We start from the raw sequence: 19,994 nt of genomic DNA on the forward strand, positions 1-19,994 counted from the left end.
GCGGGATGCGGAGGGGGAAGGCGGGGCGGCCGACCTGCCGCCGCCCTTCGGCGTCATGCCGCCGGAGGCTCCGGCGCCGAGCACGGCCCGGCTGCTGCACGAGCAGCCCGATCGCTTCGACCTCGATCAGGCGGCGCACGTTGTCTCGCGCGGCCGTGCCTTTGCGGATCTTCCGTACCGGGCTGCCGTCCGGCTGAACCTGCCGCATGGCGAGGTCTTGGCGGGCGACGTGGAGTCCGGGTCGGTCACCGCACCGACCTTCGGGCTACTCGGGGGCGGGGCGCTGCCGCGGCACTACGTCGCGACGGCGGCGGCGGAGCTGCGTAACCTCCCGGCGAACCTGCGGCGGCGGGGCACGGCGCTCGGCAACTTCCTCGAGCTGCTGTCGCGGCGCTTCACGGGCTTCTGGGTGCAAGCGGGGGCGAAGGTGCGTCCGGCGCGGGAGCCCGAGCGGGCGAAGACCGTGCTGGCCGCGGTGATCGGCATGGCGACGCCGGGCCTCGCGGAGCGGACGACGACGCCGCTGCCCGGGCTGCTGTACCACGCGGGGAACCTCGGGCACCGGACGCGGAGCGCGGAGCGGCTCTGCGCGATGCTGGAGGAGGAGATCGGCCGCCGCGTCGAGATCGTGGAGTTCGCGGGGGCTGGCAGCGGTTGCCGGTGCAGGAGCGCACGCGGCTCGGGCGGGTGCATGCGCGGCTCGGGGCCGACGCGGCGGCGGGGTCGCAGGTCTGGGACCCCGCGGCGCGGTTCATCATCCGGGTCGGGCCGCTGGACGAGGCGGCGTTCCGCGAATTGCTGCCGGGCGAGCCGCTGTTCCGGCGGGTCTGCGAGCTGACGCGGCTGCATGTGGGGCCGGAGACGGATTTCGCGGTCAACCCCGTGCTGTCGGCAGCGCAGGTGCCGGCGGCGCGGCTGGGGGCGGGGCGCGGCTGGGACGCACCGGGTGGATGGCGATGCGGCGGCCACGGTCGAAGGATGCGGCGGACGCGTTGCTGCGGCCGTGACGCGCGACGATCATCGGCAGCGCCCGATCCGCCGCACGACAGGCGTGACCAACCGCACCGTCCCCCGCGCGACCGCCCCGATCTAGAACGGACGGCGCATCGCATCGCGACCGGGGAAACGCAGGATCATGACGAGCTGGAGCCGGGGTTACGTGGCGGACGCCCCCTACGTCGTGTCGTACAACCACCAGCAGACGCCGGCGCACGTGGCGATGGCCCTCGCGGTCAACGGCGTGGACTGGCGGCCCCGGCCGGGCATGACGCTCGTGGACATCGGCTGCGGGCGCGGGCTGACGACGGCGGTGCTGGCGGCGGCCAATCCGACCTGGATGGTCATCGGCCTGGACTACAACCCCGCGCACGTGGCGGAGGCGACGGCCTTCGCGGAGGAGGCGGGGCTCGACAACCTCCGGTTCCTCGAGGCCGACCTCGCCGCGATGTCGGACGCGGACCTCGCCGCGATCCCGGCGGCGGACATGATGATGCTGCACGGCGTCTGGACCTGGGTCGCGGACCCCGTACGCGCCGGGATCGTCCGGCTGCTGGCGCAGCGGCTGAAGGCGGGCGGCGTGTTCTACTGCGCCTACAACGCGCTTCCCGGCTTCGGGGAGAACATGGCGCTGCAGCGGCTCGTGCGCGTCGCCGCCGCCATGCCCTCGCGCGGGGACAGCGTGTCGCGCGTGCTGTCGGCCGCGCCCTTCGTGAAGCGGGTGCGGGACGCCGGCGCGATGCACCTGAAGGACACGCGCATGCTGAAGATGGTGGTGGGGGAGGAGGGCAACCCCGACCCCGCCTATCTCGCGCACGAGATGATGACGGACCACTGGCGCCCCGTCTTCTTCGGCGACCTCTTCGAGGCGCTGGCGCCCGCACGCATGGAGCATGCAGGCAGCGCCACCCTGGCGGAGAACTTCCCCTCGCTCGTCCTCGAGCCCGAGCAGATCGCGATCGTGGAGGAAGTGCCGGAAGGACCGCCGCGGGAACTGGTGAAGGACCTCTTCCTCGTCCGGCCGTTCCGGCGCGACCTCTTCGTCCGCGGCGCGCGGCGGGCGGACCGAACCGCGCTTCTGGACCGCATCGTCGTCGGCCTGTCCGCGCATCGCGCGGACGGAACGTTGCCGCCGCTGCGGACGATCGTCGGCAAGATCGAGGTGCCCGAGGCGATCTCGCGTCCGATCCTCGCGGCGCTGGAGGAGCGGCCGCGGACGCTGGGCGAGTTGCGGACGCTGCCGGGCAGCGGCCGGATGTCGCCGGAGGAACTGCTGGTCGTGCTGGATGGAACGGACACCGTCCTGCCGATCTGGAACCCGCAGCCCGATGCGGCCGCCGTGGCTCGGGCGCGGCGGTTCAACCGCGTGCTCGCGCAGACCTTCGCGCCGCAAGGGGTGGGGGATACGCGCCTGGGGCTCGCATCGCCGTGGATCGGCGCGGGTCTCGGCTGTTCGCCGCTGGAGGCCGCGCTGACGGCACGGGACGACCTGGCGACGCGCGCCCCAGCGGAACTCGCGGTCGCCGTCGCCGGGGAGCTGGAGGGCGAAGGCCTGGCGCAGGCGACCGCGGTAGTGACACAGACGCTACAGGAAAGGCTGCCGGCCTGGCGGCGCTTCGGTGTAGCGTGAAAACGTCGGAACACGCCGCATCGCCGCTTCGGTGCGATGCGCGCAACGACCACCGGAGAGACGCCTCGATGTCCCGTTCCCTTTTTCCCGCTGCGTGCCTCGCCGCCCTGTTCGGCGCGGCGGCGCTGCCGGAGCCCGCGGCGGCCCAGTCCCCCTCCGCGCTCGACATGATCCAGCGGCTGCAGCCGGGGTCCGGCACGCGCGGCATCCGCCGTCCCGGCGCCGAGACGCCGCCGGCGGAGCAGGCCGCGCCGACGCTGTCGCCGGGCGCGACGGTCTCGCCCGCGGCGCCGGTGGCGGCGGCTCCCGCGCGCCCGGCCCAGACGCCCGCCTCGCAGTCGCCGCCGCCGATGGCGACCACGGCGCCACCGGAGGTGCCGGCCGTTTCCATTACCGTGCAGTTCGCGACGGGATCCTGGACGATCACGCCTGCGGCCGAGCGGGCGCTGACGCCGCTGGGCCAGGCGCTGGCCTCCCCGCAGCTCTCGGCTTATCGCTTCCGGATCGAGGGGCATACCGACACCGTCGGCCCCGACGTCGCGAACCGTGAGCTGTCGCAACGGCGGGCGGAGGCGGTGCGCGACTACCTCGTCAAGCGCTTCGGCGTGACCGCGGAGCGGCTGGAGGCGATCGGGCTGGGCGAGAGCCAGCTTCTGATCCCGACCGGCGACAACGTGTCGGATGTGCGGAACCGCCGGGTGCAGGTGCTCAACCTCGGTTCCTAACCGCAGGAGCGTCCAGGGGATGGCGCGGCCCGGGCCGGTCGATCCGGACGAGACGGTGCGGCTGACGGTGCCAGCCGCCCTTGCGCCCGCCCCCTTCCGCGCGCCGTCCCTCCACGCGCCGGCATCGGGGCCCGGTCCCGGCTGGCCGTGGTGGTCGGCGCCGTTGTCCTGGGGTTGATCGCGGCCGGGGGCGGGGCGTGGTTCGTCCTTCGGCCGGTCTCCGACACCGTGTCGCTGCCCGAGGCAGCGGCGCCTGTGCCCGGGCCGTCCGAGGGCCCGCCGGCGCTTGCCGTGCCGCGCTTCGCGCTGCGGGACCGTGCCGCGATCCTTGCCTGGCAGCCGGAGGTGCCGACACTGGCGCGCTTCGCGGAGCGGCCGTCGGTGTTCCTGCTGGCGCTGCCGGACCTCGGCACCCAGGGGCGGATGCTGAACCGGATGGCCGCGCTGGTGGAGAAGGCGCGGGCGCCGCGCGACCGCGTGCTGACGGACCGGGAACTGGCCGCCGCGATCGCCGCGGACAACGAGCGGCCCGAGACCTACTACTACGGCCACAACTACGCGCTGGCGGACATGGAGCGCTTCTTCGCGATGGCCGCGTCCGGCGACATCGCGCTGAACGCGGAGGAACGTTGGCTGCTGGCGCAGATGCCGGCGATCCGCGCGGCCGGCGGGACGGGACCGCTGGCGCTGATCTCCCTGCCGAACGAGGGGCCGGATTTCGACGCGGACTCCCGGCGTTCCGTGCTGGAGCATGAGTTCGGGCACGGGGTGTTCTCGACCGACCCGGCCTATGCCGCGCAGGTGATCCGGGTCTGGCGGGAGGTGTTCACGACGGCGGAGCGCGCGGCGTTCCGCGCCTTCCTTTCGCGCGAGGGATACGACACGGCCAACGAGACGCTGATGGCGAACGAGGCCTACGCGTACCTGCTGCACACGCCGGACCGGCGCTTCTTCGAACCGCGGCGGGACGTGGCGTTGGACGACGTGGCGGTGGAGCGGCTGCGGGCGGCGTTGCGGCGGTGACACCGGGGGGCAGGCGTTGCCCTCCCTCCGGACCTCCCACCCGCCAGGGGCGAACGCGCCCCTGGACCCGCGTTCCGTAAAGAAGATGCCCCGGCTTGGATGGTGATCGCCACGCGCGCTTGCGCGGCGTGGCGATCACCATCCAAGCCAGGGCGTTTCACCGAATGGGATCCAGGGGACGCGTCCCCTGGCGGATCGAGGTCCGGAGGAAGGCCGAGCCTTCCTCCAGGGCCACCCAGCGCAGCCCTCAGGCCGGCGTCGTCGTCCGGCGGCGGCGCAGCGTGTGGCGGCGGCCGTCGTCGCTGATCCAGAAGCGGGTGCCGCGGCTGGACGTACACGGCGCAGAGCGCGGGCAGTCGGCCGCCGTCTGCGTCGGGCGGCGCGTGCGGCGGGTCGCCGCTTCGGCCGAGGTCGCGGTGAGCCCGGCCAACAGGCCGAGCGAAAGGGTGCCGAAGAGGGCCCTGCGATTCATGATAAGAAATTCCCCTGTCGCCAGCACGTCCCCCGACGTCGCCGGCTGTGGCTGACCCTATGCGAACCGGGCGAATCCGTCCACGATTTCGCGGTGGTTCCCGCATGAACATGCTGCAATTCCAGTCGGCCTTCGGGCTGCTGGCCTTCACGTTCCTTGCCTGGGCGTGCGGCGGGTTCCGGCGGCCGGTGCCGTGGCGCGCCGTCGTCGCGGGGCTGGTGCTGCAGGTCGTGCTGGCGGCGGCGATGCTGCACGTGCCGCCGCTGCGCGCGGCGCTGTCTGCGGTGGGCGCGGGCGTGGACGCGCTGGCGGCCGCGACTCGGGCGGGGACGACCTTCGTGTTCGGTTATCTCGGCGGCGGCCCCTCACCCTTCGACGTCGCGCGGCCCGAGGCGGGGTTCATCCTGTTCTTCCAGGGACTGCCGCTGGTGCTGGTGGTCGGGGCGATCTCCGCCGTGCTGTACCACTGGCGCGTGCTGCCGCTGCTGGTGCGCGGGATGTCGCGCGTGCTGCGCGCGGCCTTCGGGCTGTCGGGCGCGACGGGCGTCTCGGTCGCGGCGAACGTCTTCGTCGGCATGGTGGAGGCTGTGCTGTTCATCCGCGGCTGGTTCGGGCGGCTGTCGCGGGGGGAGATGCTCGTCGTGATGACGGCGGGGCTCGCGACGATCAGCGGGAACGTGCTGGTCCTCTATGCGACGTTCCTCGCGCCGGTGGTGCCGGATGCGGCGGGGCAGTTGCTCGCGGCATCGCTCGTCTCGGCGCCGGCGGCGATCCTGGCCGCGCGGCTGATGCTGCCGGACGAGGGGAGCGGCGGCGAGGCGGAGGCGGATCCACCGCGGCTTTACGAGAGCACGATGGAGGCGCTGGTGCGCGGGACGTCGGACGGGCTGGCGCTGCTGCTGAACATCGCGGCGGCGCTGATCGTCTTCGTGGCGCTGGTGGCACTGGCCAACATGATCCTGCGTCCGGTCACGGGACTGACGCTGGAGGCCATGGTCGGGACACTGTTCTGGCCGCTGGCTTGGTTGACCGGCATTCCCGCCGAGGAGGCGGGTGCGGCCGCGCGGCTGCTGGGCGTGCGCGCGGTGATCAACGAGTTCGTGGCCTACCTGTCCCTCGCCGGCGAGGGTGGGGCGGGGCTGTCACCGCGCAGCCGGATCATCCTGACCTGGGCGCTCTGCGGCTTCGCGAACCTGGCGAGCGTGGGGATCATGGTGAGCGGGCTGGTGACGCTGTGCCCGGAACGCCGCGCGGATATCGTGCGGCTGGGCTTCCCATCGCTTGTGGCGGGGACGATCGCGTGCCTCATGACCGGGGCGGCGGTGGGGATGCTGGTGGCGGGCTGATCGGGTTGACGTGGCGCGGGTGAACTCCGGAGGGCGGGCTTTGCCCTCCCTCCGGACCTCCCATCCACCAGGGGCGAACGCGCCCCTGGACCCGCGACCTGTGAAGAGAGACGCCCTGGGTTGAGGGATGGACGCCGCGCGGCGCAAGCGCGCGTGGCGTCCACGCTTCGACCCGGGGCGTCTACAAGATGGGGTCCAGGGGCCGCTCAGTGCAACGCAGGCCGGATCAGGTCGGCCCCGGCGTTCCCTGCGGCGCTGGCCGGCGCTCGATCGCGCCGGTCATGGGGATGAAGAACACGCCGACGTCGCGGCGGGAGCGCACGCGTCCCTCCTCGTCCTTCGTGTAGACGTAGAGGACCTGTCCCCGGCGGAAGGGCTGGCCGATGGGGATGATCATCCGGCCGCCGGGCTTGAGCTGGCGGAACAGGTCGGGCGGCGCGTAGGTCGCGGCGCAGGTGACGATGATGATGTCGAAGCCGCCCTGGACTTCCGGCCAGCCGAAATAGCCGTCGCCCACGCGGGAGCGGACGTTCGCGTAACCAAGCGGTTCGAAGATGCGGCCGACGGCGCGGCCGAGCGGTTCGATGACCTCGATCGAGTAGGATTCGCGGCAGATGCGCGACAGGACGCTGCTCTGGTAGCCGGAGCCGGTGCCGATCTCGAGGGAAACGTCGCCGGCCTTGGGCTGGCAGACCTGCGTCATGTAGGCCTGCCCCAGGTAGTCGGAGAGGGCGGAGCCGTAGCCGAGGCCCCAGGGCTTCGGGTCGGTCTCGTAGGCGGCTTCGGCCTGGGACGCGTTGGCCTGGTAGAGGTAGTGGTAATACTCGCGCGGCACCTCGGAGAAGGCGCGCATGACCTCCGGATCGGCGGAGCCGAGGCGGTCCTTCAGGTAGCGCTCGATGCGCTGGAGGGCGGCGGGGCGGCGGGCGTTGATGGCGGCCCAACCCTGCGGCGTGAGGTTCGTGTTGCGGCCGCTCTTGCGCATGGCCTCGAGGAAGGCGGCGTGGTTCCAGCCCTCGCCGGCCTTCGCGCCGGGGTTGGCGGCGCGCGGGGTCGCGGGGACGGACGGTGCGGCGGCCGGCGGCGTCGCCGGCGCGTCCGCGGCCGGGGCGGCACCCTGCGCGAAGGCCGTTTGGGCGAAGGCCGTTTGGGCAAAGGCGGGCGTACCGAGCGCAAGCGCGCCGCCTGCGGCCAGCAAGCTACGGCGTGTCGGGTTGAAGGCGGAGGGAGGCATCGCGGACCACTCGGACGGGGGAAGGGAAGGCCAGCAACGCGGTAACATAGAGCAGCACCCCCGTCAGCACGATGGCGTCGAGGCCGGCCTCGCGCGCCATCAGATTTGCCAGCGGTGTGGCCACGACGGAGAAGGCGCCGTTGAGGCCCCAGGCCCAGGGGAGGAGGCCCGCGGCGTCCCGGCGTTCTGCGACCCGGGCGAGGCCGAGGGGGAAGAACATCCCGAGGGCGACGGACACCGGCGCGACGGCGAGAAGGGCGAGGCCCGCGCGGGCAAGCCAGGGCAGGTCGAGGGCGGCGAGGATCAGCGGCTCCGCGACGGCGACCATCGCGATGCCCCAGGCCACGACGACGGCGCCGCAGGGGAGCAGGGCGCGCATCGGCGCGGCCTCATGCCGCACGGCCAGCAGGCTACCGAGGCCGAGGAAGACGAGCATGCCCGTCAGCACGATGGCGAAGCCGGCGGTGCGGTCGTTGAGGAGGAGGGAGGCGCGCTCGATCGCGATGATCTCGAGCATGAGGAAGCCGAGGCCGAGGCAGGCGAAGTAGATCATGGGGCGCGTCACGCCGCCTTCCGCGCTGCGCAGGCCCGCGCCGCCGAGGAGCGGGACGAGGAGGACGATCCCCGCGATGACGAAGGCCTGCGCGAGGACGGCGAGGTTGATGAGGGCGCCGATCTCCTGCTGCGGGAGCAGTTCGAGGCGCTCTAGGAGGGAGCGGGCCTCGGAGAGGCGGAGCGCGGCGAAGAAGGCGGGGCGGTCGAGGGTGACGGGGCGCAGCGAGAAGGCCTCGCCCGTGGCGGTGGGCTGGCCGGCGAGGATCGGGCCCACTTCCTCGGCCAGCGCGTCCTGCGTGTCGGAGCCGACCGTGCCCGTGTCGAAGGCCATGGCGGGGAGTTCGTTGAAGACGCGTTCGCGGTCGGCGGGGGTAATGCCGGGAAAGTAGGAGACGTCGAAGGAGCGTTCCTCGGCCCAGCGGCGCAGCGCGGCCACGTCGGACGGCGCCCAGGCGCGGTTCGTGACGAGGATGCGGACGCTCCAGGCTGAGCGATAGACGATGACGTGGGCCGGCGCGTCACCGAGGCCGGAGGAGACCACGCCCTCGCGCACGGTCGCGAGGAGGCGCGGGGCATAGACCGGGAAGTCGCGAATGGAGACCGGCAGCGACAGGATGCCGCCGGGCGCGAGGGCGCGGAGCGCGGCGGCGATCGCCTCGACCGTGAAGGCGGTGCCGTTGACTTCGCCGGCCTCGAGGAAGTCGGCGGAGAGGTCCACGATACTGTAGCCCGCGCCGTCGCGCAGCGCCGCCAGGGGCGAGGCGCCCGAGATTGTCAGGCGCGGGTCGGGCGGCAGGGCCGGGGACGGGCCGAGACCGTTCAGAGCGCGCGCCGCGGAGGACGGGTTCCGGTTCCAGCACCGTGACGCGCGAGGCGCCGAGGGAGAGGGCCGCGGTGGGGCGGAAGCCGCCGGAGGCGCCGAGCATCAGCACCGCCGCGCCCGGACGCAGCGCGTAGGGGGCGGAGTCGAGGGTGGACGGGGCATAGCCGACGTCCAGCGCGCCCTGTCTTTCGGGATGGGGCTTCGGAAGGGCGGCGATGCGGTTGCCGTCGCGGTACAGGCCGAAGGAGGAGGGCGGGCCGGGCAGGCCCATCATCCCCGCATTGTTCGAGAGGTCGGTGTCCACCCGTTCCAGGAAGTCGTCGAGCAGCATGTAGTGGCCGCGCGGCAGGCGGCGTTCGGCGAGCACCCGCGCGTCCGGCGTCTGGAGCGGCGCGTAGATCGCCTTGAACTCGTTGAAGCCGCCGGGATGGGAAAGCAGTAGCGCCCCGCCGCCCAGGAGCGCGGCCACCGCTGCGACGGGCACCCCGATCCGCCAGGCGCGCGGCCAGGACGGCATCGTGAAGAAGGCCGCCAGCGTCAGCGGCACCATCAGGGCCGGCGGCAGGTGGAAGGGGTCGAGGACGAGCATCAGCGCGAGGCCGGTGACGGCACCCGCGCCGGCGCCAAGCAGATCGTAGCCGTAGACGCGGCCGACGTCGCGGCTGTTCAGCACGAAGCAGAGGGAGATGTAGAGCCCGGTCAGGAAGAAGAACGGGAAGAGGGCGGCGTAGTAGCCCGCGATGTTCCAGATCTCGGTGGACCAGGTCGTCGCGTTCTGGAGGCGGAGCGGGTTGAAGGGGTTGGCGACGGTGAAGTGGAAGCCCGCGGCGGCGGCGACGAGCAGGAGCGGCGGCAGCCAGGCGCGCATCGCCTCCCCGCGGCGGACGAAGCCGTCCCGGAAGATCGCCATGGTGGCACCCGATAGCGCGAAGCCGACCATCGCGATGGAGATGATCCAGTAGCCGTACTCGGACCACTGGGCGACGGCGAAGAAGCGGGTCAGCGCGATCTCGAATCCGACCGCGCTCATGCAGATCAGGAAAAGCGGGGCAAGGGTGCGCAGGCCCGCCCGCTGAGCCGTGGCGATCACGCCGCCACCTTTCGCCGCACGAAGTCGGCCACCATGGCGTTGAAGCGGTCCGGCTCGTCGGCGAACATCGCGTGTCCTGCTTCGGCGAAGACGACCGTCTCCGCATTGGGGTGGCGGGCCTGGAGGTTCGCGGCCTGGCCGGCGAAGCGCGGGCGCACGGCGTAGAGCACCGGCTTGTTCGTCGAATAGACGGCGTCGCGCCAGTAGGTGCGCGGCACGGGGTAGGAGAGCAGCGCCTGGCTGGCGTCCGGCGGCATCCGCAGCGCCTCGTTCGCAAGGCGGTCCAGGACGGATTGCGCCGGCGGGTAGCGGAACATGCCCCGCACGAAGCGGCGCATCCATTCCTCGCGCGACAGGCGCGGGCGCGGCGGGCGGGGGCCGGGGGCGGTGGGCGGCGGGTCCTCGCCGATCGAGTTGTCCACCAGGATCAGTCCGGCCACCCGCGATCCCCGCGGTTCGCGACGTAACCCAGCGTGTCCAGCACGCCGAGCGACCAGCCCAGGATCACCGCGCGGGGGATCCGCAAGGCGTCCAGCACGTCGCCGATGTCGGCGCCGCGGCGGTTCTGGTCGTAGCCCCAGCCCGGGATGTCCGACTGGCCCTGGCCGCGGGGATCCATGACGACGACGCGGAAGCGGGACGACAGGCCACGCAGCTGCGGTTCGAACAACCAGCCGGGCATGCACCAGCCCGGCACGATGACGATCGGCGTGCCCTGCCCCGCCTCCTGGACGTGCAGGCGCACGCCGTCGGTGGTCTGGATGAACCGGCTCTGGGCGGCTCGGGCGGGGCGGGACAGGGGCGCGAGCGCGGCGAGGGCCAGCGCGCCGCGCCGCGTGACCCGGGCGGGCATCGGCATGGGCGCATGAACCGGCCCGGCCCGGCCCGTGTCAACGGACGCGGGCGCAACGGTCGTGGGCGTCGGCTGAACCCGGGGATGTGCGGCCCGGGGCACACGCTCAAGCACGCGGCGGCCGCCCCGGGCGGGCCCGCGCCGTGCCCGGCGGCTGCCGCCCGCTTCCGCGGTCCCGGCAGCTACTGGAAGATCCGCGCGGAGAGGGCGGTCTGGTAGATCAGCTGGAAGACATCGCGCGTCACCTGGAACAGCTTGGGGTCGAGCACGGGCAGGGCGAGCACCTCGTCGCCGGGGCGCGGCCCTTCCGTCGGGTTCAGCACGATCTCCCCGCTCGCTCGGCGGATCATGATGTTGCGCAGGTTGCCGCGCTGGGAGAAGCCGCCGGCCCGGTCCACGTAGTTCTGGAGGGTGAGGTTCGGCGCCCAGAGCACGGCCTGCGGCGCGTTCACCTCGCCGGCGATGAGCACCGTCTCCGTCCGCTCGGGGATGACGATGACGTCGTCGTCCAGCAGGCGGGTGTTGGTGCAGCGTCCCTGGCGGTCCACGGTGACGAGCCGCCCTTCCGGCTGCACGCGGCGGGCGCGGGAGATGTAGGTGGATACGAGCTGCGCCTCGCTCGAGCGGATCTCCGCGACGCCGGTGGTGGAGGAGGTCGCGGTGAAGAGCTGCCGCTCCAGCCGGTCCAGCGTCTCGTTGATCGTGCGCTGCTGCTGCGCGGCGATGGAGGGACGGAGGATGAAGACCGAGGAAGTGTCGGCCAGGCGCGGGTCCACCGCCACGTGGTCGAGGATCTGGCAAAGGCCGATATCGCGGTCGGCGATGAGGACGGAGGGGCCGAGGCGGCTGCCCTCGATCGTCACGCGCACCGTCTGCGCCGGCGCGTCGGTGATGAAGGAGGCGACGTCCTGGTCCTGCAGCGCGGTACGCCGCAGGTCGGCCAGCGTGGTGTAGCGGGAGAAGGGGGCACCGTTGCGGCTGCCGCGCACCACGACGTTGGTGGCGGACGGCAGCGGGGAGGCGAGGCCGATGAACTCATCCCCCGACATGGCACGCCCGGGAACCTCGAAGAGGTAGTTGTTGCGCACCGCGCCGTCGGCCGAGACGAGGGCGCCCTGGCGCGCGACGATGATCGTGTCCCCCTCCACGAACTGGTGGAACGGCAGGCGACCCGTCAGGAGGAAGGGGTAGAGGTCGATCTGCTGGACGGTGCGGCCGCGGCGCTGGATCTGGATGTCGCGGAAGGACCCGCGGGCCGGGTCCACGCCGCCCGCGCGCATGAGGAAGTCGAGCACGCTCTCGGCCGGCGAGCCGAGGTGCCGGCCCGGGGACTTGACGAACCCCGTGACGAAGACGCCGACGCGGTTGACCGAGAGCAGGACGGCGTAGACCTGGACCTGCTGCGTGTAGATCCGGCGGACCTCGGCCTCCACGACGCGCTGGAGGTCGCCCGCGGTGACGCCGGCGAGGCGGAGCGGGCCGATGGAGGGGAGGAAGAGGTTTCCTTCCGCATCCACCTGGCCGACCGTCTCGGCCTCCACGGCGCCCCAGACACGGACGGAGACGCGGTCGCCGACGCCGATGCGGTAGTTGGGGTTCGGCGCGTCGGTGGCGTTCGGCGCGGGGCGGGTGAAGAGCGCGGCGCCGAAGACGGTCTGCGAAGGCGAGGTGCGGCGCCCCTGCTCGCCGAGCGGGCCGGTGACGGTGACGGACGCCTCGGCCGCCGTCGTGGTGCCCTGGCGTTCGACCTGGTTTTGGTCGGCAAGCTGGCCGGTGTTGACGGGCGCCGTGCTCAGGGCGCTGCCGCCGGCCAGGCGGCCGGGGATCGCGGGCAGGACGGGGGAGGATGGGAACTGGGCCCGGGCCTCGCCGGCAAGGCCGGCGAGGAGGACGGCCGCGAGCGCGAGGGCGCGCGCCGGGGCGCGCCGGCGCGTGTGATCAGGAAGCATGTTCGCGGAATCCGGCCATCAGGAGAGCGCCAAGTCCATAGAGGGCACAAAGCACGGCGAAAAGGCTGAGGAGGATGTAGCTGGCCCGCGGATAGCGGGCGCTGTCCGCGACCTGCGGATGCACGACGCGGGAAAGCCAGAGCTGCTGGCGCTCCGTCTCGATGCGCGCGTATTCGAGGCCGGCGAGGGCGGAGGTCAGCTGGCGGTCGGCGAATTCGCGCTCGACCAGCAGGCGCTCGTAGCCCGCGAGCTGCTGGGGGAGGGCCTGCTCGCCGGCGGTGACGCGGGTGCGCTCCAGCGCGATCTGGCGTTCCAGCGCGCCGATGCGGTTGCGGACGACGGCCACCTGCGGGTTGTCGGTGCGCATGTAGCCGCTCTTCTCCTGGAGTTCGGCGCGGGCCTCGGTGAGGGCGCCTTCCAGGCGGAGGATGGTGTCCATGTTGCCGCCGACCTCGCGGGTCGGGTCGATGGCTCGCTCGGCGAGGCGGAAGCGGGTCAGGGAATCCCGGGCGGCCGAGACGCGGGCCTCGGCGCGGCCGACCTCGGCGCGGGCGGATTCGAGCGTGCCCTCGCGCTGGCGCTGCCCCAGCGTATTCACGAGGCGCTCCGCGGCGGCGAGGAGGGCCTCGGCGATCGCCTTCGAGTCCTCGGCGCGGAAGGTCTTCACGAGGAGGGTGACGGCGTTCGATTCCTGGTCGTAGTCCACGGCGACCATGCGGCCGTAGTAGCGGTGCAGCTGCTCGCCGGTCGGCTCGCTCCACCAGAGCCGCGCCGCGAGGTCGGCTTCGGGGCGGCGCCAGATGGAGACGAGGTCCACCTGGGGCGCGATGGTGCGGATGGCGTCCTGGGAACGCAGGAAGTCGCGGACGGCCATCGTCTCGTCGGACGCGGTGCGGGTACCGCCGCTGAGGAGGCTGCCGAGGGAGCCGGAGGACGAGGAATTGCCGCTGCCGCCGATGGGCGGCGAGGCGGTGCGGACGAGGATGCGGGCGTCGCTGGCGTACTGGTCCGCCGCGATGCCGTAGAGGTAGCCCGCGGCGATCAGCGTCGGCAGGACCACGGCGAGGAGGAAGCCGCGCCACTTGCTCGGCCGGCGCGACGGGCGCGCGGGCGGTCGCGGCGGCCGCGCGGCCCGCGTCGAGGCCGGCGGGTCAGAGGCTGCTATAGACGGCGATACCTTCATCGATGTCCTCGTACAGCTCCAACCGGCCGTTCCGGAGCACGACGGCGGTGCGGCAGTATTGCCTGATATGTTCGGGGAAATGCGAGACCATCAGGATGGTCGCGCCGGCGAGGCGCGTGTCGAGCATGGCCTGGCAGCGGCTGACGAAGCGCTGGTCGCCCGTCGAGATGACCTCGTCCACGAGGTAGCAGTCGAACTTCACGGCGAAGGACAGCCCCATGAGGAGCTTCCCCATCATGCCGGAGGAGTAGGTCCGCACGGGTTCGTGGAAGTAGCGGCCGAGTTCGGCGAAGGCGGCGACGAAGTCGAGCGTCTCCTCCACGTCCTGGCCGTAGATGCGGGCGATGAAGCGGGCGTTGTCGGCGCCGCTGAGGCTGGCCTGGAGGCCGAAGCCGGAGCCGAGCGGCCAGGAGACGGTCATCCCGCGGATGACGCGGCCGCTTGTCGGCGCCTCGACGCCCGCCATGACGCGCATGAGGGTGGACTTGCCCGCGCCGTTGCGGCCGAGGATGCCGATGGCGTCGCCCCGTTCGACGACGCAGCTGATGCCGCGCAGGATATCGCGCTGGCCGCCGCGGACGGGATAGGCCTTCCAGACGTCCTCGAGGACCAGCACGGCTAGAAGATCGTCAGCTTGCGGCGGGCGCCGCGGAGGGCGGCGACGCCGAGGAGGTTCGTGCCGAGGATCCAGAGCGAGAGGTAGCCGAAATCCGCGTAGGACGGGATGCGCGGGCCGAAGATGCCTTCGCGGATGGCTTCGTGCGGGTGGACCAGGGGGCTCCAGACGAGGAGTTCGCGCCATTCCGGCGGCATCTGGGCGACGGCGAAGAAGGCGCCGGAGATCGGCAGCATGAGGTAGGTGATGGGGTGCACGAGCCGTTCGAGGCCTTCCCAGCGGGCGGTGAGGCCGGCGACGCACATCGACAGCCCGTTGGCGAGGAGGAAGGACATCAGCAGCGCGACCACGACGAGCGAGGGGTCGTGCGGCAGGCTCTCCGTCACCCAGGACGCGACGGCGATGATGAGGAGGACGACGCCGAGGACTGCGACGCCCTCGAGGATGTTGCGCGCGAGGACGATGTCGAGCGGCGTGACCTGGCGGTGGAAGAGGAGGGTGAGGTTGGCGTGCAGCGCGGCGGCGGAGCGGCCGACGATCGTGCGGAACATGAAGAAGGGCACGTAGCCCATGACGCTGAAGTAGAACGGGTCGACGCCGCCGATCACGCCCTTGTCCGTGACGGAGTGCATGAGGCCGACCATGACGCCGAGGAACAGCGGCTCGAAGAAGAGCCAGGCGAAGCCGAGGTTGTGGCGGCCGAAGCGGGTCTGCATCTCCCGCAGGATGAGGGCGTGGATGACGCGGGTGCGGACGCCTAGGAAGCCGCCGACGCCCCGCGCCTGTCCCGTCGCGCCGCCGGCGGGGCCGGCGGGGGGAATGGGGAGGGCGGCGTCGCTCATCGGGGCGGGCGTGTCAGGAGGGTGTCAGGGGCGGGCGACCGCGCCGCCGCGCAGGAGCGGGCGCGCGGCCACCCAGCCGGCGGAGGGGTCGTTGCAGTAGATGGCGCCGCCGCCGGCGCTGAACTGGACTTCCCGGCATTCGCGGCCGGAGGCGGCCTGGTAGGTGCGGGCGAGGCGCGCCGTGACGAGGCGGCCGCTGTCCGGGACGGGCACGCTCTCCTGCTGGCCGATTTGGGCGCGGCCGGCGAAGGCCGCGACGGGGTCAGCGGCGCGGACGGGGAGGACGACGCCCGTGGCCGGCGGAGGGCTGGTCGGGGCGGGGGCGAGGCCGAGCGGGTTCCACCAGGTCTGGTCGCCCGCGCTCGCGCTGCAGCCGGCGAGGGCGAGGAGGAGCAGGGCGGGAACGGCATGTCGGCGCCGGCGCGCGTTGCCGGTCGCAGTGGCTTGGAGCATGAGGCGGAGGATACCGTGTCCCGCCGTAGGTAGCAAAACCGTGAACGATCTTTCCGCCTCCGATCGGGACGGCGCTTCCGCCCGGGGCGGGACGGGCGGTCCGCTGGGCGGCGCCGGCCTGGCTTCGGACGATGATGCGCGGTTCTTCCGCGGAGCGGCGCAGGAGCCATTTCCGGCGATCGCGGTTCCCCGGGCATTGCTGGACCGCTGGCCGCACCTGCCGGCCTTCTGGCCCGGACGCCGAGTGGTGGCGGCCGAGCGGGCCGGGGCGGGCGCCGTGCTGTTGCTGCCGGAGGACGACGAGGCGCCGCGCGGATGGCCGGGCGAGGTCCTGCGGTTCACCCTCGCCCCCTTCGCTCCGGCGCGCTTCGCCGGCCGGGACGCGCCGCCGCTGATCGTGCTGGCCCTGGGGGAAGCCGGGGGGAAGTCCCCGGGGATGTTCGGGGCGAAGAGGGCGCGGCGGTCGGGGATCCGGACGGGCTGGGGACGGTGATCGCGCATGGGCGGGTCGGCGGGCCGGCGGGGCTGCCCGATCCGGGGCATGCGGCCTTCGGGCTGCCGGAGCGCGGCTGTGCCGTGGTGCTCGATCCGTGCCGCGCCGGCGCGGGCCAGGCGGCGTTGCAGGCGGCGCGGGCGACGGGGCGGCCCGTGCTGCTGGCGCGCGACCCCTGGGCGGCGGCCGAGGCCCCGCCCTCGCTGGTGCCCGAGCCGGGCGAGCGGGTGCTGCCCCAGCCTCTGGCGCCCTGGACCCTGCTGGACGCCGCCGCGTCTCTGCATGGCGCGGGGGAGGGCCTGGCGGCGCTGGCCGAGGCGGCGGGGGTGCCGCATGACGGGCCGGCAGGGGCGTTGCGCGCGGTGCTGTCGCGGGCGAGGGCGGCGGACCCGTTCCGCCGGAAGCCTTGGGGACTGGGGGAGGCGTTGCGGCTCCTGGCCGACTGGGCTGCGGTGGAGCGCGAGAACCGGACGGTCTCCGCCTGCCTCGGCATCGCGTTCTGGAAGCGGCGGCACGTGGCGGCGCTGCTCGCGCATGGCGGCGGCGGGCCGGTGTTCACGCTCGACATCCCCGGCGCGATCCAGCGCGCGCGGGCGGAGGCGGGGGCCATCGTCTCCTGGGCCTCGGCCACGCCGGACGAGATGGCGTCGATCATCCGGCGGGAGGGCGCTGAGGTCCGGCTGCTGGAGGACGGATTCGTGCGGTCCCGCGGGCTGGGGGCCCGGTTCCTGCCGGGGGCGTCCTACTGCCTTGACCCGCACGGGGCGCATTACGACGCGCGCCGGCCCTCGGGGCTGGAAACGCTGCTGGAGCGCGGCGGGTTCCCGCCGGCGCTGCTGGAGCGGGCGGCGCGGCTGCGGCAGGCGATCGTGGCGCGGGGGGTGACGAAGTACAACTTGGCGGGCGGCGCGGCGCCGCCCGCGGTGCCGGCCGGGCGGCGGGCGGTGCTCGTCGTGGGGCAGGTGGAGGACGATGCCTCCATGCGTCTCGGCGGGACGGGGGTCCGGACGATCTCGGCCTGCTGCGGGCGGTGCGGGAGGCGGAGCCGGAGGCCCACGTCCTCTACAGGCCGCATCCGGACCTGGAGGCGGGCTTCCGCCGCGGCCGGCTGCGCGCGACGGAGCTGCGCGGGCTCGCGGACGCCGTCGTCCCCGCCGCGACGCCGCTGGTCGCGCTGTTCCCGCTGGTGACGCGGCTGCACACCGTCACCTCGCTCTCCGGCTTCGAGGCGATCCTGCGCGGCGTACCCGTGACGACCTGGGGACGGCCCTTCTATGCGGGCTGGGGCCTGACGGAGGACCGCGACCCGCTGCCGGAGGGGCGGCGCGGGGTGGTGCGGACGCTGGACGAACTCGTCGCGGCGGCGCTGATCCTCTACCCCCGCTACCTAGACCCCGTGACGATGCTGCCCTGCCCCGTGGAGGTCGTGCTGGACCGGCTGGAGGAGCCCGGGGCCTGGCGGCTCTCGCCGACGACGCTGCACCGGGGCCTGGAGGGGGTCGTCCGCGGCACCCTGGCGCGGCTGGCGGGGCGGCGGTGAGGGGCGCGGCCGACAGGAGGGCCGCGATCCCCGGCCGGTCCGGGGCCGCACGGTGAGCGGGGTGGAACCCGGATTCGCGTCGGTCGTCATTTCCGGCGCGTCGCGTGGGCTGGGCGCGGCGCTGGCGCGGCGCTTCGCGCGGCCCGGCGTCACGCTCGGGCTGATCGCGCGGGGAGAGCCAGGACCCGGCAAGGAGGGGTTGAACGAGACGGCGGCGGCCTGCGCGGCCATGGGCGCGGCGGTGCGGGTCGCAGCCCTCGACGTGCGGGACGCGGAGGGCGTGGCGCGGGCGCTGCTGGATTGGGACGCGGCGGCGCCGGTCACCCTCGTCGTCGCGAATGCGGGGATCGCGACGGGCACGCGGCCGGGCGGGGCCTGGGAGACGCGGGAGGACGCAGCCGCCGTCGTGGGCGTCAACCTGATCGGGGCGATGAACCTCGTGCATCCGCTGCTGCCGGCGATGCGGGCGCGGGGGCGGGACGGATCGGGCTGGTGGCGTCGCTCGCGGCCTTCCGCGGATTGCCGGACAGCCCGGCCTATTGCGCGTCGAAGGCGGGTCTCTGGTCCTGGGGGAGTCGCTGCGGGCGGGGCTGCGCGGGAGCGGGGTGGGCGTCACGCTCGTCGCGCCGGGCTTCTTCGAGAGCGACATGGGGCGGCGGTGGCGCGGGGCACGGCCGTTCTCGATGACGACGGACGCGGCGGCGATGCGGATCGAGGCTGCGCTGCGCGCGGGGCGGTCCGCGGTGGCCTTCCCCTGGCCGCTGGCGCTGGGGCTGCGGGCCGCGTCGCTGCTGCCGGCGCGGCTGGCAGACCGGGCGGTGGGGGCGCTGCGCTTCCGGGTGGCGGAGCATTGAGCCGGGCCCGGGGTCGTCGCGATGCCACCCGGCCGCGTCCCGCGTCCGTGTGCGTCGGGGCTTCGCTGCGTGGGTCAACCGCGACGGTGCGTGTCGTGTCCCGTCGCTGCCGTGGGAAGCAGATTTTCGGCGCTGGATGCGCGATCCGGGTGCGTGAACAGGGCTCCGTCGTCGGACGGCGCGCGAGGCCTGATCGGACAATCGGTCGCGATGGCCGATGGCGGGGCGGGTCCCGGAAGTCAGTCGGTTAGCGCTGGGCTAACCGACTGAAATCCTTGGTGGAGCCAATCGGAATCGAACCGACGACCTCTTGAATGCCATTCAAGCGCTCTCCCAACTGAGCTATGGCCCCCCAGCGGGAGCGGCCGTATAGCGCCGGCCGGATGGCCCGGCAAGCCCGCGGCGGACGGGTCGTAACGCCCGCCGTTGCCAGCGCGAAGTGAGCGCGTGCCGGGACGTTTTCAGCGGGCGACGATCTGCTCTAGGTTCCGCCGCATCACGACGCGCCAGCGCGGGGAGATCAGGGTTGAGCAGGAAGTTGTACCCCGACGCGAGGGCCGCGCTCGACGGCCTGCTGCGCGACGGCATGCTGATCCATGCCGGCGGCTTCGGCCTCTGCGGCATTCCCACGCTGCTGATCGAGGCCATCCGCGATTCCGGCGTGAAGGGGCTGACCTTCGTCTCCAACAACGCGGGCGTGGACGATGCGGGGCTCGGCCTGCTGCTGAAGACGCGGCAGGTGAAGAAGATGATTTCCTCCTATGTCGGGGAGAACGCCGAATTCGCGCGCCAGTACCTCGCGGGCGAGCTGGAGATCGAGTTCAACCCGCAGGGCACGCTGGCCGAGCGCATCCGCGCGGGCGGAGCCGGCATCCCCGCCTTCTTCACCCGCACCGGCGTCGGCACCGAGGTCGCGAAGGGCAAGCCGACGCAGGACTTCGACGGCGCGACCTACGTGATGGAGCGCGGGATCGTCGCCGACCTCGCGATCGTCCACGCCTGGCGCGCGGATCCGGAGGGCAACCTGATGTTCCGCAAGACTGCGCGGAACTTCAACCCGGTGATGGCGACCGCCGCGAAGGTGACGGTCGTGCAGGTCGAGGAGTTGGTGCCGCAGGGCAGCCTGGACCCCGACGCGATCCACACGCCCGGCATCTACGTGAAGCGCATCGTCGTCTGCCCGCCCGGCTACGCCAAGCGGATCGAGCAGCGGACGGTCCGGCCGCGCCATTCCGATCCGGCGCCGGCGCCTGCGGCCGCCGGAAGCGAACCGTCGCCGTCCTCCGTCGCCCAATCCCCGCGCAGCTGAGGAGCACG

The 19,994-nt window shown here is 73.2% G+C and carries 18 protein-coding genes, 1 tRNA gene and 3 pseudogenes; 11 read left to right on the top strand and 11 right to left on the bottom strand.

Annotation, left to right across the window (positions count from 1 at the left end):
- Positions 1-55: 55 nt before the first annotated feature.
- The 4 genes and pseudogenes from tssG to ACE7GA_RS11330 form a co-directional block, all read left to right on the top strand.
- A pseudogene (gene tssG / locus ACE7GA_RS11315) lies at positions 56-867 on the top strand (type VI secretion system baseplate subunit TssG); the annotation flags it as partial.
- 268 nt (positions 868-1,135) lie between these two features.
- Complete coding sequence (locus ACE7GA_RS11320) at positions 1,136-2,626, top strand: methyltransferase regulatory domain-containing protein (protein ID WP_376099429.1); 1,491 nt, start codon at positions 1,136-1,138, stop codon at positions 2,624-2,626.
- Positions 2,627-2,694: 68 nt separating this feature from the next.
- The gene (locus ACE7GA_RS11325; protein ID WP_376100229.1) at positions 2,695-3,351 is read left to right on the top strand and encodes an OmpA family protein; all 657 of its coding nucleotides are present in this window, start codon (positions 2,695-2,697) and stop codon (positions 3,349-3,351) included.
- 174 nt (positions 3,352-3,525) lie between these two features.
- The gene (locus tag ACE7GA_RS11330; RefSeq protein WP_376099431.1) at positions 3,526-4,374 is read left to right on the top strand and encodes a hypothetical protein; all 849 of its coding nucleotides are present in this window, start codon (positions 3,526-3,528) and stop codon (positions 4,372-4,374) included.
- A 247-nt stretch (positions 4,375-4,621) separates the two neighbouring features.
- Here the strand turns inward: ACE7GA_RS11330 and ACE7GA_RS11335 are convergent, their stop codons facing one another.
- Positions 4,622-4,846 (bottom strand): hypothetical protein, encoded by a 225-nt coding sequence (locus tag ACE7GA_RS11335; protein ID WP_376099433.1) that lies wholly within the window; start codon positions 4,844-4,846, stop codon positions 4,622-4,624.
- A 104-nt stretch (positions 4,847-4,950) separates the two neighbouring features.
- Here ACE7GA_RS11335 and ACE7GA_RS11340 point away from each other — a divergent pair, with 104 nt between their 5' ends.
- On the top strand, positions 4,951-6,192 hold the full coding sequence (locus ACE7GA_RS11340) for a NupC/NupG family nucleoside CNT transporter (RefSeq protein WP_376099435.1): 1,242 nt from the start codon (positions 4,951-4,953) through the stop codon (positions 6,190-6,192).
- A 226-nt stretch (positions 6,193-6,418) separates the two neighbouring features.
- Here ACE7GA_RS11340 and ACE7GA_RS11345 read toward each other — a convergent pair whose 3' ends face one another.
- The 9 genes from ACE7GA_RS11345 to ACE7GA_RS11385 form a co-directional block, all read right to left on the bottom strand.
- On the bottom strand, positions 6,419-7,390 hold the full coding sequence (locus tag ACE7GA_RS11345) for a protein-L-isoaspartate O-methyltransferase (protein ID WP_376099437.1): 972 nt from the start codon (positions 7,388-7,390) through the stop codon (positions 6,419-6,421).
- Between the two features lie 1,109 nt (positions 7,391-8,499).
- Positions 8,500-9,834: a hypothetical protein gene (locus tag ACE7GA_RS11350; protein WP_376099439.1), complete on the bottom strand. Its 1,335-nt coding sequence runs from the start codon at positions 9,832-9,834 to the stop codon at positions 8,500-8,502.
- Positions 9,835-9,890: 56 nt separating this feature from the next.
- A complete protein-coding gene (locus tag ACE7GA_RS11355; RefSeq protein WP_376099441.1) occupies positions 9,891-10,334 on the bottom strand; it encodes an alpha/beta fold hydrolase in 444 nt (147 codons plus the stop codon).
- Positions 10,322-10,753, bottom strand: coding sequence for an alpha/beta fold hydrolase (locus ACE7GA_RS11360; protein WP_376099443.1), 432 nt, complete (start codon positions 10,751-10,753; stop codon positions 10,322-10,324). Before ACE7GA_RS11360 ends, ACE7GA_RS11355 begins: the two co-directional genes overlap by 13 nt.
- 176 nt (positions 10,754-10,929) lie before the next feature.
- Positions 10,930-12,696 carry a polysaccharide biosynthesis/export family protein gene (locus ACE7GA_RS11365; protein ID WP_376099445.1) on the bottom strand — a complete coding sequence of 589 codons (1,767 nt, stop codon included), beginning with the start codon at positions 12,694-12,696 and terminating at the stop codon, positions 10,930-10,932.
- Positions 12,686-13,879, bottom strand: a complete 1,194-nt coding sequence (locus ACE7GA_RS11370) for a capsule biosynthesis protein (RefSeq protein ID WP_376099447.1) — start codon at positions 13,877-13,879, stop codon at positions 12,686-12,688. Before ACE7GA_RS11370 ends, ACE7GA_RS11365 begins: the two co-directional genes overlap by 11 nt.
- Positions 13,848-14,495 (bottom strand): ABC transporter ATP-binding protein, encoded by a 648-nt coding sequence (locus ACE7GA_RS11375; protein WP_376099449.1) that lies wholly within the window; start codon positions 14,493-14,495, stop codon positions 13,848-13,850. The genes ACE7GA_RS11370 and ACE7GA_RS11375 overlap by 32 nt, the downstream gene beginning before the upstream one ends.
- A gap of 2 nt (positions 14,496-14,497) precedes the next feature.
- A complete protein-coding gene (locus ACE7GA_RS11380; RefSeq protein ID WP_376099451.1) occupies positions 14,498-15,337 on the bottom strand; it encodes an ABC transporter permease in 840 nt (279 codons plus the stop codon).
- A 24-nt stretch (positions 15,338-15,361) separates the two neighbouring features.
- Positions 15,362-15,790, bottom strand: a complete 429-nt coding sequence (locus tag ACE7GA_RS11385; protein ID WP_376099453.1) for a hypothetical protein — start codon at positions 15,788-15,790, stop codon at positions 15,362-15,364.
- Positions 15,791-15,830: 40 nt separating this feature from the next.
- Here ACE7GA_RS11385 and ACE7GA_RS11390 point away from each other — a divergent pair, with 40 nt between their 5' ends.
- The 5 genes and pseudogenes from ACE7GA_RS11390 to ACE7GA_RS11410 all read left to right on the top strand — a co-directional run bounded on the left by ACE7GA_RS11390 (position 15,831) and on the right by ACE7GA_RS11410 (position 18,677).
- Positions 15,831-16,283, top strand: coding sequence for a hypothetical protein (locus ACE7GA_RS11390; RefSeq protein ID WP_376099455.1), 453 nt, complete (start codon positions 15,831-15,833; stop codon positions 16,281-16,283).
- A 551-nt stretch (positions 16,284-16,834) separates the two neighbouring features.
- Positions 16,835-17,266, top strand: a pseudogene (locus ACE7GA_RS11395) (hypothetical protein); the annotation flags it as partial.
- Positions 17,267-17,313: 47 nt separating this feature from the next.
- Positions 17,314-17,823: a hypothetical protein gene (locus ACE7GA_RS11400; RefSeq protein ID WP_376099457.1), complete on the top strand. Its 510-nt coding sequence runs from the start codon at positions 17,314-17,316 to the stop codon at positions 17,821-17,823.
- A gap of 61 nt (positions 17,824-17,884) precedes the next feature.
- Positions 17,885-18,241, top strand: a pseudogene (locus tag ACE7GA_RS11405) (SDR family NAD(P)-dependent oxidoreductase); the annotation flags it as partial.
- A 121-nt stretch (positions 18,242-18,362) separates the two neighbouring features.
- Positions 18,363-18,677 (top strand): hypothetical protein, encoded by a 315-nt coding sequence (locus tag ACE7GA_RS11410; RefSeq protein WP_376100604.1) that lies wholly within the window; start codon positions 18,363-18,365, stop codon positions 18,675-18,677.
- A 276-nt stretch (positions 18,678-18,953) separates the two neighbouring features.
- Here ACE7GA_RS11410 and ACE7GA_RS11415 read toward each other — a convergent pair.
- Positions 18,954-19,029 (bottom strand) — tRNA-Ala (locus tag ACE7GA_RS11415).
- A 174-nt stretch (positions 19,030-19,203) separates the two neighbouring features.
- Between ACE7GA_RS11415 and ACE7GA_RS11420 the strand changes: the two genes are divergently transcribed.
- Positions 19,204-19,986, top strand: coding sequence for a CoA transferase subunit A (locus ACE7GA_RS11420; RefSeq protein WP_376099459.1), 783 nt, complete (start codon positions 19,204-19,206; stop codon positions 19,984-19,986).
- Positions 19,987-19,994: the final 8 nt, after the last annotated feature.

The sequence above is a fragment of the Roseomonas sp. CCTCC AB2023176 genome, from assembly GCF_042259275.1.
GTDB lineage: Bacteria > Pseudomonadota > Alphaproteobacteria > Acetobacterales > Acetobacteraceae > Roseomonas.

Coding starts and splice junctions, on each gene's coding strand:
- ACE7GA_RS11320 (WP_376099429.1), top strand. CDS start 1,136: ATGACGAGCTGGAGCCGGGGTTACGTGGCGGACGCCCCCTACGTCGTG.
- ACE7GA_RS11325 (WP_376100229.1), top strand. CDS start 2,695: ATGTCCCGTTCCCTTTTTCCCGCTGCGTGCCTCGCCGCCCTGTTCGGC.
- ACE7GA_RS11335 (WP_376099433.1), bottom strand. CDS start 4,846: ATGAATCGCAGGGCCCTCTTCGGCACCCTTTCGCTCGGCCTGTTGGCC.
- ACE7GA_RS11340 (WP_376099435.1), top strand. CDS start 4,951: ATGAACATGCTGCAATTCCAGTCGGCCTTCGGGCTGCTGGCCTTCACG.
- ACE7GA_RS11350 (WP_376099439.1), bottom strand. CDS start 9,834: ATGAGCGCGGTCGGATTCGAGATCGCGCTGACCCGCTTCTTCGCCGTC.
- ACE7GA_RS11360 (WP_376099443.1), bottom strand. CDS start 10,753: ATGCCGATGCCCGCCCGGGTCACGCGGCGCGGCGCGCTGGCCCTCGCC.
- ACE7GA_RS11365 (WP_376099445.1), bottom strand. CDS start 12,696: ATGCTTCCTGATCACACGCGCCGGCGCGCCCCGGCGCGCGCCCTCGCG.
- ACE7GA_RS11370 (WP_376099447.1), bottom strand. CDS start 13,879: ATGAAGGTATCGCCGTCTATAGCAGCCTCTGACCCGCCGGCCTCGACG.
- ACE7GA_RS11380 (WP_376099451.1), bottom strand. CDS start 15,337: ATGAGCGACGCCGCCCTCCCCATTCCCCCCGCCGGCCCCGCCGGCGGC.
- ACE7GA_RS11385 (WP_376099453.1), bottom strand. CDS start 15,790: ATGCTCCAAGCCACTGCGACCGGCAACGCGCGCCGGCGCCGACATGCC.